The organism is Stutzerimonas frequens (assembly GCF_024448335.1).
GTDB classification, from domain to species: Bacteria; Pseudomonadota; Gammaproteobacteria; order Pseudomonadales; family Pseudomonadaceae; genus Stutzerimonas; species Stutzerimonas frequens.
Genome location: NZ_JAMOHM010000017.1, coordinates 1 through 15,452, shown reverse-complemented (window position 1 = coordinate 15,452; position 15,452 = coordinate 1). Strand labels below are relative to the sequence as shown.

Below are 15,452 nucleotides of genomic sequence, written 5' to 3'. Positions count from 1 at the left end.
GCGCCCTCCGCAGGACGGCTTGTCTCACCCTCGCGCTGCGGCGCTGAGGATCAGATGCTTCATTTCCTTGACCGCCTGCTTGAAGCCGACGAACAGCGCATGGGCGACGATGGCGTGGCCGATATTCAGCTCGTTGACGCCACGAATGGCGGCGATGGCTTCGGCGTTGTGGTAATGCAGGCCATGGCCGGCGTTGACGATGAGTCCATGACTCAGGCCGGCCTCGACACCGTCGCGAATGCGCGCGAGCTCGCAGGCCCGCTCGGCAACGCTGTGAGCATCGGCATAACGGCCGGTATGCAATTCGATAGCCGGTGCGCCGACACGAGCGGCCGCCTCGATCTGCCGCGGCTCGGCATCGATGAACAGCGAGACCTCCGCGCCACAGCCACGTAGGCGTTCAACGGCCTCGCGAATGCGCGCTTCCTGCCCGAGCACGTCCAGCCCGCCCTCGGTAGTCAGCTCCTGACGCGTTTCCGGGACTAGGCACACGTGCTCCGGACGCAGCTGCTCGGCGAATGCGAGCATCGCCTCGGTGACCCCCATCTCGAAGTTCATCCTCGTCTGCAACGCGTCCTTCATCATCAGCACATCGCGTTCCTGGATATGCCGACGATCCTCGCGCAGGTGCACGGTAATGCCGTCCGCGCCTGCCTCTTCGGCGTCCAGCGCGGCCTTGACCGGGTCCGGATAGCGGGTGCCGCGGGCCTGGCGCAGGGTGGCGACGTGGTCGACGTTGACGCCGAGCAGAATTCGATTGGCTTCAGTCACGCGGGGCCTCCTTCAGGTTCATGAACAATTCGCGGCTGACTAGCGGTCGGCCGCCCAGATGCGGTGCCAGAGCCTGGCGCATCAGCCGTTTGGCGGCAGCGAGCGCGCCCGGCACCTGCCAATCGGCCTCGGCCATGGCCAAGAGTTCCGCGCCGTTGAACAGCCCAGGCTGGAACCCCACAACCGGCTCCAGGCCGGCGTCCGGCACCAGCCGATACAGCCTCTGCGCATCGATAGGCTGACCGGCGATATCGATGTCGAGGGCGAAACCATAGCCCAGTTCGTCGAGCAGTCGCCATTCGAAGGCCCGCAGCAACGGTTCCAGCGGCCGATGCTCGGCCAGCGCCGGCAGTGTCGCGACGTAATGATCGAACAACGCGGGGTGCGCGTCTTCGGCAGGCAGCAGGCGAATCAGCAGCTCGTTGAGGTACATACCGCTGAACAGCGCCTGGCCATCGAGCCAGTGCGCAGGGCCGGCGCTTTCCAGGCGGGCAACGGTCTTCAGTTCGGACTTGCCGCGCAGTTCGACTTCCAGCGATACGAACGGGCGGATCAGGCTGCCGGCCTTGCCCCGCGCGGCACGCATGACGGCGCGCAGCCGCCCCTGCGGAGTGAACAGGTCGACCAGCGCGCTGCTTTCCTTGTACGGACGGCTGTGCAGAACAAATGCAGGCTGGTGCATGGCGGCCCAAGGCGTGCGCAATGCGCACGGGTGAGTGCGAAGAGGGTGTTACTGATAGCCCAGCGAATGCAGTGCGCGCTCGTCGTCGGACCAGCCGCCCTTCACCTTGACCCACAGGTTGAGCATGACCTTGGAGTCGAAGAGGACCTCCATGTCCTTGCGCGCTTCCTGGCCGATGCGTTTGATGCGCTCGCCCTTGTCGCCGATGATGATCTTCTTCTGCCCGTCGCGCTCGACCAGAATCAGCGCGTGGATGTGCAGCACGTGGCCTTCCTGCTTGAAGTCCTCGATCTCGACGGTGATCTGGTACGGCACCTCGGCGCCAAGCTGACGCATGATCTTCTCGCGCACCAGCTCGGCGGCGAGAAAGCGGCTGCTGCGGTCGGTGATCTGATCTTCCGGGAAGAAGTGCTCGCCCTCGGGCAGGCGCTCGGCCACCAGCTGTTCCAGGGTTTCAAGATTCTGCCCGTGCTGCGCGGAGATCGGCACGATCTCGGCATTCGGCAGCTGCTCGGCCAGCCAGCGCAGGTGCGGTAGCAGCTCGGCCTTGTCCTCGATGCGGTCGGTCTTGTTGACGGCGACGATCAGCGGCCCAGTGACGTATTGCACGCGCTCGAGCACGGCCTGGTCTTCATCGGTCCAGCGAGTGCGGTCGACCACGAAGATCACCACATCGACGTCCTTCAGTGCCGAGGCCGCGGTGCGGTTCATATAGCGATTGAGCGCCGTCTCGCCATTCTTGTGCAGACCGGGCGTGTCCACATAGACAGCCTGAACGTTGCCTTCGGTCTTGATGCCAAGCATGTTGTGCCGCGTCGTCTGCGGCTTGCGCGAGGTAATCGCCAGCTTCTGGCCGAGGATGTGGTTGAGCAAGGTGGATTTGCCGACGTTCGGCCGGCCGACGATCGCGACATAACCGCAACGGCTGACGTCTTCGGATTGTTGCTGCTCGTCAGTCATGTCCGTTCTCCACGCCCAGGGCGATCAATGCGGCTGCCGCGGCAACCTGTTCGGCAATGCGGCGACTGGCGCCCTGCCCATGAGTTTTGTCGTTGAGCAGGGCCACCTGGCATTCGACGAAGAAGGTGCGGCAATGCGGCTCGCCCTGAATATCCACAACTTCGTAGCGCGGCAGCTCACAGGCACGCGATTGCAGAAACTCCTGCAGGCGGGTTTTGGGATCCTTATTGGTATCCACCAGGGTCAGGCCCTGAAGCTCGTTGGCCAGCCAGGCGATGACCCGCTCACGAGCGACGTCCATGCCAGCATCGAGATAGATGGCGCCGATCAGCGCCTCGAGGGTATCGGCGAGAATCGATTCACGGCGGTAGCCACCACTCTTGAGTTCGCCGGAGCCGAGGCGCAGATGGTCACCAAGCTCGAAGCCGCGCGCCAGCACGGCAAGCGTCTCGCCCTTGACCAGCCGGGCCCGCAGGCGCGACAGCTGGCCTTCACGGGCCTGCGGAAAATGGTTGAACAGCGCCTCGCCAGCAACGAAGTTGAGGATGGCGTCGCCGAGAAACTCCAGACGCTCGTTGTTGCGTCCGGCATAGCTGCGATGGGTAAGGGCCAGGAGCATCAGCTCCTGGTCCTTGAATTGATAGCCGAGCTTGCGCTCGAGGCGGGCTAACGAAGTGCTCACGGCATCCTTAGGCGATATTCTTTGTCGAAGTTCGCCACCAGATCGAGATTGCGGATCAGCGGCTCGCGTTTTTCGTACTTCAGGTGTGCCCTGAATTCATTGTTCTGGATCTCGACCTTCAGCGCTTCCTTCAGATCGATATTCTGGATGCCGTTGACCTGCATCCCCTTGCTGACATGACTATAGAACTCCCCGACGCTGTGAATCTCAAGCGCTTCGTCGGTTTCCACAGACTGGATGATCTTGTCCATGGACATGTAGTCGAAATAGTGCGGGAACATCTTGAACCCGGTGCTGGCTACGAATGCCACAACCGCCAGGACCATGATCCAACTCAGCATGGACAGCCCTTTCTGCGAACGCGCAAAACTCATGTCGACCTCTACGTCGTAAACGATACCCACCGATCGGGGCCGGACAAATATAGCGAGCCCGGTTCGTTCAGCGGGGGCCGTAATTCACAGCTTCAGTGAATCAGGCCCACGCGGGAGAAATTCGGCAGGTTGCTGAGCTTGGGATCCGGCCAGCTCATCCAGACGGCGAAGGCCTTACCCACGATGTTGCGGTCAGGAACCATGCCGGCCAACTCGGCCGGAATCGACTCGTCCTGCCAGTAGCGGCTGTCATTGGAGTTGTCGCGGTTGTCGCCCATCATGAAGTAGTGGCCAGCAGGAACGGTCCACTGCCGGCTCGGTTCGATCCGATAGCGCCCCATCTCCTTGCGAATCAGGTGCTCGACCTCACCAAGCTTCTCCCGATATAGCACGGCGCTGCCGAGGCTGCCCGGCTCCTCGCCGATCAGCGTCTCCGCCACCGGCTGATCGTTGATGAACAGCCGACGATCGCTGCTGTAACGCACGGTGTCGCCCGGCAAACCGACGACCCGCTTGATGTAGTTGATGTTCGGTTGACTCGGATAGCGGAAAACCATGACGTCGCCGCGCTTCGGATCGCTGACCTCGATTACTTTGGTGTCCACCACCGGCAGGCGGATGCCATACGCGAACTTGTTCACCAGAATGAAATCGCCGACTTCAAGCGTAGGGATCATCGAGCCGGAGGGGATCTGGAAAGGCTCGACAAGGAACGAGCGCAGCACCAGCACGATGGCCAATACCGGGAAGAAGGATTTGCCGTATTCGATCAGCAGCGGCTCCTTGTTCAGCGCCTCGAGCGTCGATGGATCGATTTCCCCGGTGCGCCCTTCGTAGTTAGCGATCGCAGCCCGGCGCCGCGGGGCGAAAAACAACAGATCGCTCAGCGCCAACAGGCCGCAGACGGCCACGGCGATAACCAGCAACAGCGGGAAATTGATCGACATATCAGCTATCTACCTTCAACACCGCGAGGAACGCCTCTTGCGGAATCTCCACGCTGCCTACCTGTTTCATGCGCTTCTTGCCGGCCTTCTGCTTCTCCAGCAGCTTGCGCTTACGGCTTACGTCACCGCCGTAGCACTTCGCCAGAACATTCTTGCGCAGCGCCTTGACCGTGGTCCGCGCGACGATCTGCCCGCCAATGGCCGCCTGGATCGCCACATCGAACATCTGTCGAGGAATCAGTTCCTTCATCTTCTCGGTCAGTTGTCGGCCCTTGTAGTGGGCATTGTCGCGATGCACGATCAGCGCCAGCGCGTCGACCTTCTCGCCATTGATCAGTACGTCGAGCTTGACCAGATTGGCTGACTGAAAGCGCACGAAGCTGTAATCCAGCGAGGCGTAACCTCGACTGACCGACTTCAGGCGATCGAAGAAGTCCAGCACCACTTCGCTCATCGGCAGGTCGTAACGCACCTGCACCTGCGAGCCGAGGAACTGCATGTCGCGCTGTACGCCGCGCTTCTCGATACACAGCGTGATTACGTTGCCCAGATGATCCTGCGGGACCAGGATGTTGGCCTGCACGATCGGCTCGCGCATGTCTTCAATGGAGGACAGATCCGGCAGACGCGAAGGATTGTCGACATAGATGGTGTCGCCATTCTTGAGTAGCAGCTCGTAGACTACGGTCGGCGCGGTGGTGATCAGATCCAGGTTATACTCGCGCTCCAGGCGCTCCTGGATGATCTCCATGTGCAGCATGCCGAGGAAGCCGATGCGAAAGCCGAATCCCAGTGCCTCGGAGCTCTCCGGCTCGTACTGCAGCGCGGCGTCGTTGAGCGTGAGCTTCTGTAGCGCCTCGCGGAAGTCCTCGAAATCATCGGAGCTGACCGGGAACAGGCCGGCATACACCTGCGGCTTGATGCGCTGAAAACCAGGCAGCATCTCAACGTCCGGCGTGCTTGAAAGCGTCAGGGTATCGCCCACCGGCGCACCATGGATGTCCTTGATGCCGGCGATGATGAAGCCCACTTCACCGGCTTTGAGATCTGCTGTGGCGGTGTGCTTAGGCGTGAAGACGCCCACACTGTCGACCTGGTGGACTTTGCCGGTGGATTTGACCAGTACCTTGTCGCCTTTCTTGATGCGCCCGTGGCGTACCCGAACCAGCGATACCACACCCAGATAATTATCGAACCAGGAATCGATGATCAGCGCCTGCAACGGCGCTTCGATCTCACCAGTTGGCGGCGGGATGACCTGAACCAGACGCTCGAGCACGTCTTCGACACCCATACCGCTCTTGGCGCTGCACGGGACGGCATCGGTGGCATCGATGCCGATGATGTGTTCGATCTCTTCCTTGACGCGCTCAGGCTCGGCCTGGGGCAGGTCCATCTTGTTCAGGACCGGCATGACCTCAAGCCCCTGCTCGATGGCGGTGTAGCAGTTGGCGACCGATTGCGCCTCGACACCCTGCCCGGCATCGACCACCAACAAAGCGCCCTCACACGCAGCGAGCGAACGGCTGACTTCATAGGTGAAGTCGACGTGGCCAGGCGTGTCGATGAAATTCAGCTGGTAAGTCTTTCCATCATTCGCCTTGTAATGCAGCGTGACGCTGTGGGCCTTGATGGTAATACCACGCTCACGCTCGAGATCCATCGAATCCAACACCTGAGCGGCCATTTCTCGCTCGGACAGGCCACCGCACATCTGGATGAACCGGTCCGCCAGGGTGGACTTGCCGTGATCAATGTGGGCGATGATGGAGAAATTGCGGATATGACTCAGGTCACTCACAGCTCAACACTCGGAAAAGACGCGGGCCGATTGCCCGCCGAAAATAGCCGCGAAGTGTACCTGATCAGTCCCGGCAGTGCCACGTACAAGCCATCCGCATGATGATCCGCCGTGTCGGCGAGGCATTCAGGCGGCCGGAGCAAAAAGAAAGGGCGGCCAAAGCCGCCCTTCATTCACCGCTACTCCGCGTCTAGTCCGCCAGCTTGAACGTGATGAAGCTGGCACGCCCTTGACGCAGGACCCGCATCGATACCGAACGATTTTTCGGCAATTGCTCGGCAACCTGGGCGAAGGTCTCCGCCGAATTGATAGCCTGATTGTTCAGGTGGGTGATGACATCACCTGGGCGCAGACCGATCATCGCCGCCGGGCCGTTGAGAATCTCCGTGATGACCACACCACCCGGCAGGTCGAGACTCTTTTTCTGCTCGGCGGTCAGCTCAGTCACTTTTACACCCAGGCGGTTATCACTACGCTCCTGGCCGCTACCGGAAGCCGCCACCGGCTCACCCTCGTCCGGCATCGCACCGATCTTCACATCGAGCATCTTGCGATCGCCATCGCGTACCACTTCCATCCGAGCCTTGCTGCCAGGTTTCAGCGCTCCCACCAAGTGCGGCAGATCTGCCGACATGACGATCGGCTTACCATCGAGACTGAGGATGACATCTCCTACGCGCAACCCACTTCGTGCAGCAGGACCACCGTCCATCACCTGAGCCACCAATGCACCGGCCGGGCGCTCGAGGCCGAACGACTCCGCGAGATCCTTGTTTACTTCCTGAATCACGACACCGAGCCAGCCGCGGCTAACCTTGCCGTCGGTGCGCAGCTGATTGGCTACGTCCATCGCCACGTCGATCGGAATCGCGAACGACAGCCCCATGAAGCCACCGGAGCGAGTGAAAATCTGAGAGTTGATGCCGATCACTTCGCCGTCAAGATTGAACAACGGCCCTCCGGAATTGCCTGGATTGATCGCTACGTCGGTCTGAATGAACGGGACATAGCTTTCATTGGGCAGGCTGCGGCCGGTTGCACTGACGATACCTGCGGTCACGGTATGGTCAAAACCAAACGGCGAGCCGATAGCCAACACCCACTCGCCGGCCTTGAGTTCATCGGAGCGGCCGATCTTCACGGTTGGCAGACCTTTACCTTCGACCTTCAGCACAGCCACGTCGGACCGCGGATCGGCACCGACCAACTTGGCTTCCAGCTCACTCCGATCCGGCAGCCTGACGATGATTTCATCGGCATCGGCGACTACATGGTTGTTGGTCAGCACGTAACCATCTTCAGAGATGATGAAGCCAGAACCAAGAGATTGCGCTTCGCGTTGCTGGCCACGCCCCGGCGCGCCTGGCATCTGCGGAATGCTATGTTCGAAGAACTCACGAAAGATCGGTGGCAATCCCTCCAGCTCCGGCATCTGAGCCGTTGCGCTGCGCACGGGCACCTTCTGCTTGGTACTGATGTTGACCACCGCCGGTGATGCACTTTCAACCAGCGGCTTGAAATCAGGCAAAGCCGTTTGCGCTTGCGCCACCACGGCCTGCCCAAGCAAGGCCAGGCCTGCCATGAAGGCAAAGCAGCTGTTTCGATTGAACATGACTACAAGTCTCCCCACTGACAAAACAAGGAAGCTCAGGGACTCGCTGGCCCCGCGAGCATGGCGCGCAAGATCACTGGCTGCCAATCAGGATTGCTCGCCGTACGCCGAGTCCGCATACGCACCAACAGCCAGGAAGCGAAGAATCCGCCGCACCCTGAGAAGATGATGACCGGCTCGTAGGATGAAAACTGGGCGGCCACCACGGCGGCGATCATCAACATGATCAGAGGAAAAAGATAGACAAGGACGGCACCGCGCAGCAATACATCCTCGCGAATGCCAACGATAACGGAATCGCCAACCTGCAGCTGAATGTCCGTCAAAGCGCGAACCAACCCGCGCTTCTCGCGGAGGCCGAGGGTATCCATCAACCCCTGACCACAGCCATTTCTTGCGGAACAACCGGAACAGGTACTCTTGCGCCGCGTCTCGACCCAAACCGCGCCCTTATCGAGCGCGACTACCCGCCCCGGTTCTTCAATCATTTCTGCGTCTGTTCCGCATCGGCCCGCATCGAAAGCGCTACTCGCTCGGCAGTCCCTAGCGGCACTTCACCCACGACCGTCACCATGACATCACCATCGGCGGTACTGATGCGTTTGGATACCGCAACCGTTGGCCCCATCTGGCTGCGAGCATCCTCAACCAGCGCCCCCCGCAGCGGCTCGAGAAATACCGAGAACTTGGCAAGGCCATCGCCATAAGAGAGCCAGGAAACCGTTTCCGATGAAGCGGGGCTAGGCCGTTCATGCGCATCGAGCAGCTTGAAACCTGGGGGCAACCAGTCGGTGCGCCACTTTGATGTAGCGCTTGCTGTGCGCTTTTCTATCGTTACAGGTTTACAGGCCTGACTCGGCGCAAGCTGCTCCGCACTGACCGGACCGGCGGCGAACTGTGTGAACTGAAAACGTTCCAGCAACTGGCCTTTTTCGTTCAGCATCAGAGACTTGAGCGGTAGCGCAGTGTCCCGATCAAGATGCAGCTCGAAGCCATAGCGATGCTGATCTCTGGGAACCACTGCCAGTGCTACGGAAGTACGACCAGCAACCCGGGAATCGCCCAGCTTGCGGAACTCGTACCATTCGGAAAGCGCTTTTGGATCCAGGCGCTGGCCGGTCCATGCTTGCCCTTCGCGCACCTGCGCAGCCAGGTCATCCGATGCGCACTGTACCTGGCCATCCCTCAGGACAACCTCGGCAGGCTCACCGTCGAGCTGTAACAAACGCTCGCGCACCTGATCTCCGTCCACTTGTTGCCAGACGGAATGACTGGAAAAACTGCCATTCCGTTCGTAGACGAAAGTACCTGTATAGCTCTGATTCTGCTCTGCTGAAGCCAAACGACCCATCCAGGCCTCAGCATCAGCGGCAAGGGCCGGCATAGAAAGCCAGCCCCCCATCACCACATACAGCGGTAATACGCGCATGTTTCTCCCTAACGTTCTTCCATGCTGGCCGCACGAGCGTACGGCAGCGCGCTCTCCGATCCATTACCAAAGGCAGCCTGTTGCGCATGCTGACGAACGTAAGAAGGCAGACGCTCCTCATGCCAGCGCTCGATCGGGGCGCTCTCCGCAGCAGTCTGGACAGGCATCTGCGCTTGCTCACTGTAACCCGCCAGTACCGTCGGCCCCTGATTGGCTTGCGGCACCGAAATACTTGGCTGCGGAGCCTGTTGCGCAAGCTGCGGACCGGCCACTTCGCTCTGATTGTACAACCGCACCCCGGCCAGAACAGCTACCGTAACAGACGCTGCTACTGCAATGCGCCCGAAACTCTTCCAACCACTGCGCTGCTGCGTCTGAACCGGCGCAGCCTCGTCAGCCAGCGCAGCCGACACAGCTGCTGCGATATCCAAACGCGGCTCGATCAGTTCCTTGTGCATTGCGGCACGGGCGAGCTGATAGCGTGACCATGTGGCCCGCAGCTCTGGGTTGTCGCCTGCTAGTACGCGACGTAATTCCAACTCGTCCGCTTCGTTATCCATCACCGCGGACAGCGATTCATGCAGGGCTTCACGACTCATGGCGGTTCCTCTCTTGGCTGTCGCCGCTGTCTCAGGATTCATGCAACAAGGGTTGCAACGCTTTATCTATGGCTTCACGTGCCCGGAAAATCCGAGAACGCACTGTGCCCACCGGACACTGCATGACGCTCGCAATGTCTTCATAACTAAGACCATCAAATTCGCGTAGTGTTAGAGCCGTACGCAAATCTTCGGGCAAAAGTTGAATGGTTCGATGAACGGTATCTTCAATCTCATCCCTGAGCAGCGAGCGTTCCGGTGACTCGATGTCCTTGAGGGCGTGATCGCCTTCATAGAACTCGGCATCCTCAGAGCTCACATCACTGTCTGGCGGACGCCTTCCACGCGCCACCAGATGATTCTTCGCCGTATTGATGGCGATGCGGTACAGCCACGTATAAAAGGCACTGTCCCCGCGGAAATTGGCGAGCGCGCGATAGGCCTTGATAAACGCCTCTTGCGCGACGTCTTGAGCTTCGTGGGAGTCATGAACGAACCGCACGATCAACCCAAGGATCTTGTGCTGGTACTTCATCACCAGCAGATCAAACGCCCGCTTGTCTCCACGCTGCACTCGTTCAACCAGTTGCTGGTCCTGCTCCTGAGTCAGCATGAACGCTCCTCCCCATCGGAGTAGCATCGCTCACTCCAGCGAACCGACCTGCCAGAATAGACCCGGGCTTTACGCAAAAGTTCTCCCCCCTCCTAGCAAGCTATCCTGCAATACCTGACGGCGATTGCACCACAGCGAAGCGTCAGATCAGCTGACGACGCCGTCCTGGTGTCCATAGCAAGCCTGAGCCGCCCACGTCACATGGCCAGCCGGCTTACATCCACAACTGCCTATTGAGTAGCTTGGTGTACTAAAAGTTCCCGCCGTTAGAAGCGAACGACACTGCAGTCTATTTTGGCGCGACCTCACGTCTATATACTAGGCCACGTTTTCTCAGCGGAACTGGACATGAACCAGGCTCAACTATACGACGTGTTAGTCATTGGCAGTGGCGCTGCCGGCCTGACTCTGGCACTGAATCTCCCCGAGAGCCTTCGCGTTGCGGTGCTCAGCAAAGGTGATCTGGCCAATGGCTCGACCTTCTGGGCCCAAGGCGGCGTCGCGGCAGTTCTGGATACAACCGACACCGTGGAATCACATGTCGCCGACACGCTGATCGCAGGTGGAGGCCTTTGCCACGAGGACGCCGTTCGCTTCACCGTGGAGCATAGTAACGAGGCAATCCAGTGGCTGATCCAGCAAGGCGTGCCCTTTACCCGCGACGACACGCCGAATCGAGAGGACGGCGGCTTCGAATTTCACCTCACACGCGAAGGCGGGCATAGCCATCGGCGCATCATTCACGCAGCCGATGCAACCGGAGCAGCAATCTTCAATACGCTCCTTGGACAAGCCAGGCAGAAACGCAACATCGAGCTACTGCAACAGCGCGTCGCTGTCGACCTGATCACCGAGCACAAGCTCGGTCGTCCAGGCAGGCGCTGCCTCGGCGCTTACGTGCTCAATCGCAACACCGGTGAAGTGGAAACCTTTCAGGCGCGCTTCGTCGTACTGGCGACCGGGGGCGCTGCGAAGGTTTACCTGTACACAAGCAATCCGGACAGCGCCTGCGGTGACGGCATCGCCATGGCGTGGCGCGCGGGCTGCCGCGTCGGCAACCTGGAGTTCAACCAATTCCACCCGACCTGCCTGTATCACCCGCAAGCCAAGAGCTTTTTGGTCACCGAGGCTCTGCGCGGTGAAGGTGCGCTACTGAAACTACCGAACGGCGAGCGCTTCATGCCACGCTTCGATGCCCGGGAAGAGCTGGCTCCACGCGACATCGTCGCACGCGCGATCGACCACGAGATGAAGCGCCTTGGTATCGATTGTGTCTATCTGGACATCAGCCACAAGCCTGCGGAGTTTATTAAGAGCCACTTCCCCACCGTTTACGAACGATGTCTGGAGTACGGCATCGACATCACCAGCCAGCCCATCCCCGTCGTGCCGGCGGCCCACTACACTTGCGGCGGCGTGGTCGTTGATCAGGCCGGTCGCACCGACATTCCAGGGCTCTACGCAATAGGCGAAACCAGCTTCACGGGGCTGCACGGCGCCAATCGCATGGCCAGCAACTCATTGCTGGAATGCTTCGTCTATGGTCGCGCTGCAGCGAAGGACATCCTGCGCGAGCTGCCCAATTGCGCAAACCCGACGACATTGCCTGCCTGGGACGCCAGCCAGGTCACCGACTCCGACGAGGACGTGATCATCGCCCACAACTGGGACGAGTTGAGACGCTTCATGTGGGACTACGTCGGCATCGTTCGCACCACCAAGCGCCTGATGCGCGCCCAGCATCGGGTGCGCCTGCTGCTCAGCGAGATCGACGAGTTCTACAGCAACTACAAGGTCAGCCGCGACCTGTTAGAACTGCGGAACCTGGCGCTGGTAGCGGATTTGATGATCCGCTCGGCAATGGAGCGCAAGGAAAGTCGTGGGCTGCACTACACCCTCGATTATCCCGATCTGCTCGCCCATGCCGCGGACACTATCCTGGTACCGCCCACCTACGCCGACTGAATTTAAGACGCACCCTCAGGCGACGATGCTGATCCTGCCGCAGCGCGTCGCACGGCACGCAGACACTGCCGGCAAAACGGCGTCCCGGCACACGAAAACGCAGCACTATGACCAGCGGCAGCGCCAGGCTGTCCGGCAGCAGTTGTATTGGCTGCCAACCCTGCCCAGCACTCCATAATTGCCAACCGTGCTCGTCGTGGCGCAGGCCACGCCAGGCCCCTTCCGCCGACAGCAAAATGGCCTTTGGCAGCACGTACCAGGCATGTACGCCGCACAACAGCCAGCAACCCAGCGACGCCCAGCCAGGCAGGCCGGACAGGGCGATGGCCATCAGTGCGAACGACTGAACAAGCAGGTAGAAGGCGAACAGCAGCCGCGACGGCCGCCAGTGACATTCGAAGTGCTGGCTACTTGGGCTGGACACGATCGAGAATCATGCGGACCATGCGACGCAGGTCCTCGTCTTCTGGTTCGCCTCGCTGCATGAACCAGCCGAACATGTCCTGGTCCTCACAACTCAACAGCTTGCGGTAGCGACGCTGATCCTCTTCATCGAGTCCCGGATAGACTTCCTTGACGAAAGGCACCAGCAGCACATCCAGCTCCAGCATGCCGCGGCGACTTTGCCAGAACAGACGATTGAGTTCGGATTGCTCGGCCATACAACGGCTCCTTTTGAGAAGGCCGGCATTATAACGGCTGTCTCGCACTCATCAGCCGCTTTTTTCACCCGCCAGCAACGGCCACTGCGCAACCGTTTTCAGCGGCCTGCTATGATGTCCGCCCGGATTCAGACGGCGACCGATCATGACCGACACTGCTTATTTCTGCGTTCTGTCGCATGAAGGCGTCCTTGCCGTGCGCGGCCCGGATGCCAGCAAATTTCTCCAGGGTCAACTGACCTGCAATCTCAACTATCTGAATGCCGAAACATCCAGCCTGGGCGCACGCTGCACTCCCAAAGGCCGGATGCAATCGAGCTTCCGCATCGTATCGGACGACGATGGCTTTCTTCTTGCCATGGCCAGCGAGCTGCTGCAGTCGCAACAGGCGGACCTGAGCAAATACGCCGTCTTCTCCAAGTCGCGACTTAGCGATGAGTCATCCCGATGGTGCCGTTACGGGCTGTTTGGAGGCGATGGTGCGCTGGTCAGCCTGGGCCTGGACTTGCCACAAAGTCCCGACAGCGTTGTACGAGGCACCGGCCTGATCGCTATCCGACTGCATGACGGCCGTGCAGAACTCTGGGCTTCTGATGAGGCAGAACAGGTCCGGTCCCGCCTGAGTGCGCAACTGAAAGAGGCAGCACTTGATCGCTGGCTGCTCGACCAGATTCGCGCCGGCATCGGCCAGGTCTTTGCCAGCACCCGCGACCTGTTCATCCCGCAGATGATCAACCTGCAGGCGCTTGGCGGCGTGAGCTTCAAGAAAGGTTGCTATACCGGCCAGGAAATCGTGGCGCGCATGCAGTACCTCGGCAAGCTGAAGCGCCGCCTTTATCGCCTTGCGACCAGCATCGAGCCAGACGAACTGCCAGCACCAGGCATCGAGCTGTTCTCCCCCGTTCACGGCTCGAGCGTTGGCGAAGTGGTGCTGGCCGCCACCAGCACAGACAGAATCGAATTGCTTGCCGTAGTGCAGGAGGATGCTGTCGCGGATGGGCGGCTGTACCTCGGCTCGCCGGACGGATTGCCTTTGGAACTGCTAGAGCTTCCTTACAACCTCGATCCTGATCGGGAAATTCAGCGTTAGTGCGAACCGGAGCCGGCACGCACGAGCCAAGAGGCGCACCATAGGGACTGTATGCAGCAGTATCTGGACAAGCGCCCGAGCGACACCGACCGACACCTAAAGGAATGACATGAGCACCCTTGCAAAGAAAGTCCAGCGTGAACTGACAGATGCGATCGAGAATGATGAGCTGGTTCTGCCCACGCTCCCGGAGGTCGCGTTGCGCGTACGCGAAGCCGCGGAAGACCCGGACATCAGCATACCGGCACTGAGCAAGGTCATCGGCAACGATGCAGCGCTCACCGCGCGCATCATCAAGGTCGTCAACAGCCCGCTGTTGCGCACCAGCCGGGAAATCGACGACCTGCAGATGGCGGTCAGCCGCCTCGGCATCAACTACACCTGCAACCTGGCGACTGGCCTGGCCATGGAGCAGATGTTCCAGGCCACCACCGACATCGTCGACCGCAAAATGCGTGAGGTCTGGAACAAGAGCACCGAAGTGGCCGCCATCAGCCATGTGCTGTGCCGTCATTACACGCGCCTGATGCCAGACCAGGCGACTCTTGCGGGACTGGTTCATCAGATTGGTATCCTGCCGATACTGACCTATGCCGAAGAGCACGGCGCACTGCTTGCCGATTCGTTCAGCCTCAACCACGTCATCGACCGGATTCACCCCCTGGTTGGCGAAAAGATCCTACGCACCTGGGACTTCCCCGACTCGATCGCGTCGGTGGCCGGCCAGTACACCGATTTCCAACGCAACTCCGATAGCGTCGATTACGTCGACATCGTCCAGGTCGCCACCCTGCAGAGCCACCTCGGCAGCCAGCACCCCTATACCCAGCTTGACTGGAACAACATCCCTGCCTTCAGCAAGCTGGGGCTGGACCCGAATACGCTCCTCCAGGAAGACGAAGACCTGTCAGCTGCGATGGACGCAGCGATGACGATGCTTCATTAACCCGGCCCACTCGCTCACCGTTCGCCGAACACGAGGAACCGTCCCTGTGGCGCCTAGTCACAAAAAGGGACGGCAATCTCGCCGCATCGTGCCTCGCACCCCACTGCGCCGACACGAATCAGGTAGAAAGGAGAACGCAATGAGCAGAACAACAACCAAGACCTTCTTCTCGGGCGCCCTTGCCCTGCTGTTCGGCTTCGCCGCGAATATCGCGCTGGCTGCCGAAGGAGATAACTTCGTCGACGAGGCCTCGGCCAAGGGCATCGCCGAAATCGAAACGGCAAAGATGGCGCTGGACAAAGGCACGTCCGAGGATGTG

At 60.3% G+C, this 15,452-nt stretch carries 18 protein-coding genes; 4 read left to right on the top strand and 14 right to left on the bottom strand.

The genetic code is table 11. The annotated features are described in order from the left end of the window. Positions 1-24: 24 nt before the first annotated feature. The 12 genes from pdxJ to rpoE form a co-directional block, all read right to left on the bottom strand. On the bottom strand, positions 25-771 hold the full coding sequence (gene pdxJ, locus NAO55_RS18665) for a pyridoxine 5'-phosphate synthase (protein ID WP_102840697.1): 747 nt from the start codon (positions 769-771) through the stop codon (positions 25-27). Further along, on the bottom strand, positions 764-1,453 hold the full coding sequence (gene recO, locus NAO55_RS18660; protein WP_102840696.1) for a DNA repair protein RecO: 690 nt from the start codon (positions 1,451-1,453) through the stop codon (positions 764-766). The genes pdxJ and recO overlap by 8 nt, the downstream gene beginning before the upstream one ends. Positions 1,454-1,501: 48 nt before the next feature. Beyond that, complete coding sequence (gene era, locus NAO55_RS18655; RefSeq protein ID WP_102840695.1) at positions 1,502-2,413, bottom strand: GTPase Era; 912 nt, start codon at positions 2,411-2,413, stop codon at positions 1,502-1,504. Continuing rightward, a complete protein-coding gene (gene rnc, locus NAO55_RS18650) occupies positions 2,406-3,095 on the bottom strand; it encodes a ribonuclease III (protein WP_013982082.1) in 690 nt (229 codons plus the stop codon). Before rnc ends, era begins: the two co-directional genes overlap by 8 nt. Beyond that, positions 3,092-3,469 (bottom strand): DUF4845 domain-containing protein, encoded by a 378-nt coding sequence (locus NAO55_RS18645; protein WP_063541164.1) that lies wholly within the window; start codon positions 3,467-3,469, stop codon positions 3,092-3,094. Before NAO55_RS18645 ends, rnc begins: the two co-directional genes overlap by 4 nt. Positions 3,470-3,561: 92 nt before the next feature. Next, the gene (gene lepB / locus NAO55_RS18640; RefSeq protein ID WP_063541163.1) at positions 3,562-4,416 is read right to left on the bottom strand and encodes a signal peptidase I; all 855 of its coding nucleotides are present in this window, start codon (positions 4,414-4,416) and stop codon (positions 3,562-3,564) included. 1 nt (position 4,417) lies between these two features. After that, positions 4,418-6,217 (bottom strand): translation elongation factor 4, encoded by a 1,800-nt coding sequence (lepA, locus tag NAO55_RS18635; protein WP_063541162.1) that lies wholly within the window; start codon positions 6,215-6,217, stop codon positions 4,418-4,420. A 190-nt stretch (positions 6,218-6,407) separates the two neighbouring features. Beyond that, on the bottom strand, positions 6,408-7,829 hold the full coding sequence (locus NAO55_RS18630; protein WP_102840694.1) for a DegQ family serine endoprotease: 1,422 nt from the start codon (positions 7,827-7,829) through the stop codon (positions 6,408-6,410). 35 nt (positions 7,830-7,864) lie between these two features. Beyond that, positions 7,865-8,317, bottom strand: coding sequence for a SoxR reducing system RseC family protein (locus NAO55_RS18625; RefSeq protein WP_102840693.1), 453 nt, complete (start codon positions 8,315-8,317; stop codon positions 7,865-7,867). After that, the gene (locus tag NAO55_RS18620) at positions 8,314-9,258 is read right to left on the bottom strand and encodes a MucB/RseB C-terminal domain-containing protein (RefSeq protein WP_102840692.1); all 945 of its coding nucleotides are present in this window, start codon (positions 9,256-9,258) and stop codon (positions 8,314-8,316) included. Before NAO55_RS18620 ends, NAO55_RS18625 begins: the two co-directional genes overlap by 4 nt. An 8-nt stretch (positions 9,259-9,266) precedes the next feature. After that, positions 9,267-9,857, bottom strand: a complete 591-nt coding sequence (locus NAO55_RS18615) for a sigma-E factor negative regulatory protein (RefSeq protein WP_102840691.1) — start codon at positions 9,855-9,857, stop codon at positions 9,267-9,269. Positions 9,858-9,888: 31 nt separating this feature from the next. Continuing rightward, positions 9,889-10,470: an RNA polymerase sigma factor RpoE/AlgU gene (gene rpoE, locus NAO55_RS18610; RefSeq protein ID WP_003282114.1), complete on the bottom strand. Its 582-nt coding sequence runs from the start codon at positions 10,468-10,470 to the stop codon at positions 9,889-9,891. Between the two features lie 348 nt (positions 10,471-10,818). Here rpoE and nadB point away from each other — a divergent pair, with 348 nt between their 5' ends. Next, positions 10,819-12,435, top strand: coding sequence for an L-aspartate oxidase (nadB, locus tag NAO55_RS18605; protein ID WP_102840690.1), 1,617 nt, complete (start codon positions 10,819-10,821; stop codon positions 12,433-12,435). On the opposite strand, the gene NAO55_RS18600 is transcribed toward nadB, so the two are convergent. Next, positions 12,404-12,859 carry a protein YgfX gene (locus tag NAO55_RS18600; RefSeq protein WP_102840689.1) on the bottom strand — a complete coding sequence of 152 codons (456 nt, stop codon included), beginning with the start codon at positions 12,857-12,859 and terminating at the stop codon, positions 12,404-12,406. The two genes, nadB and NAO55_RS18600, sit on opposite strands and share 32 nt — an antisense overlap. After that, entirely contained in the window at positions 12,843-13,097 is a 255-nt protein-coding gene (locus tag NAO55_RS18595) for an FAD assembly factor SdhE (RefSeq protein ID WP_003293594.1), read from the bottom strand. The genes NAO55_RS18600 and NAO55_RS18595 overlap by 17 nt, the downstream gene beginning before the upstream one ends. Before the next feature lie 145 nt (positions 13,098-13,242). Between NAO55_RS18595 and ygfZ the strand changes: the two genes are divergently transcribed. The 3 genes from ygfZ to NAO55_RS18580 form a co-directional block, all read left to right on the top strand. Next, positions 13,243-14,187, top strand: a complete 945-nt coding sequence (gene ygfZ, locus NAO55_RS18590; RefSeq protein WP_063541155.1) for a CAF17-like 4Fe-4S cluster assembly/insertion protein YgfZ — start codon at positions 13,243-13,245, stop codon at positions 14,185-14,187. Positions 14,188-14,296: 109 nt separating this feature from the next. After that, positions 14,297-15,133, top strand: coding sequence for an HDOD domain-containing protein (locus NAO55_RS18585; protein WP_102840688.1), 837 nt, complete (start codon positions 14,297-14,299; stop codon positions 15,131-15,133). Positions 15,134-15,272: 139 nt separating this feature from the next. Then, the coding region (locus tag NAO55_RS18580) for a DUF4142 domain-containing protein (RefSeq protein ID WP_256070263.1) at positions 15,273-15,452 on the top strand (180 nt) is incomplete at its 3' end.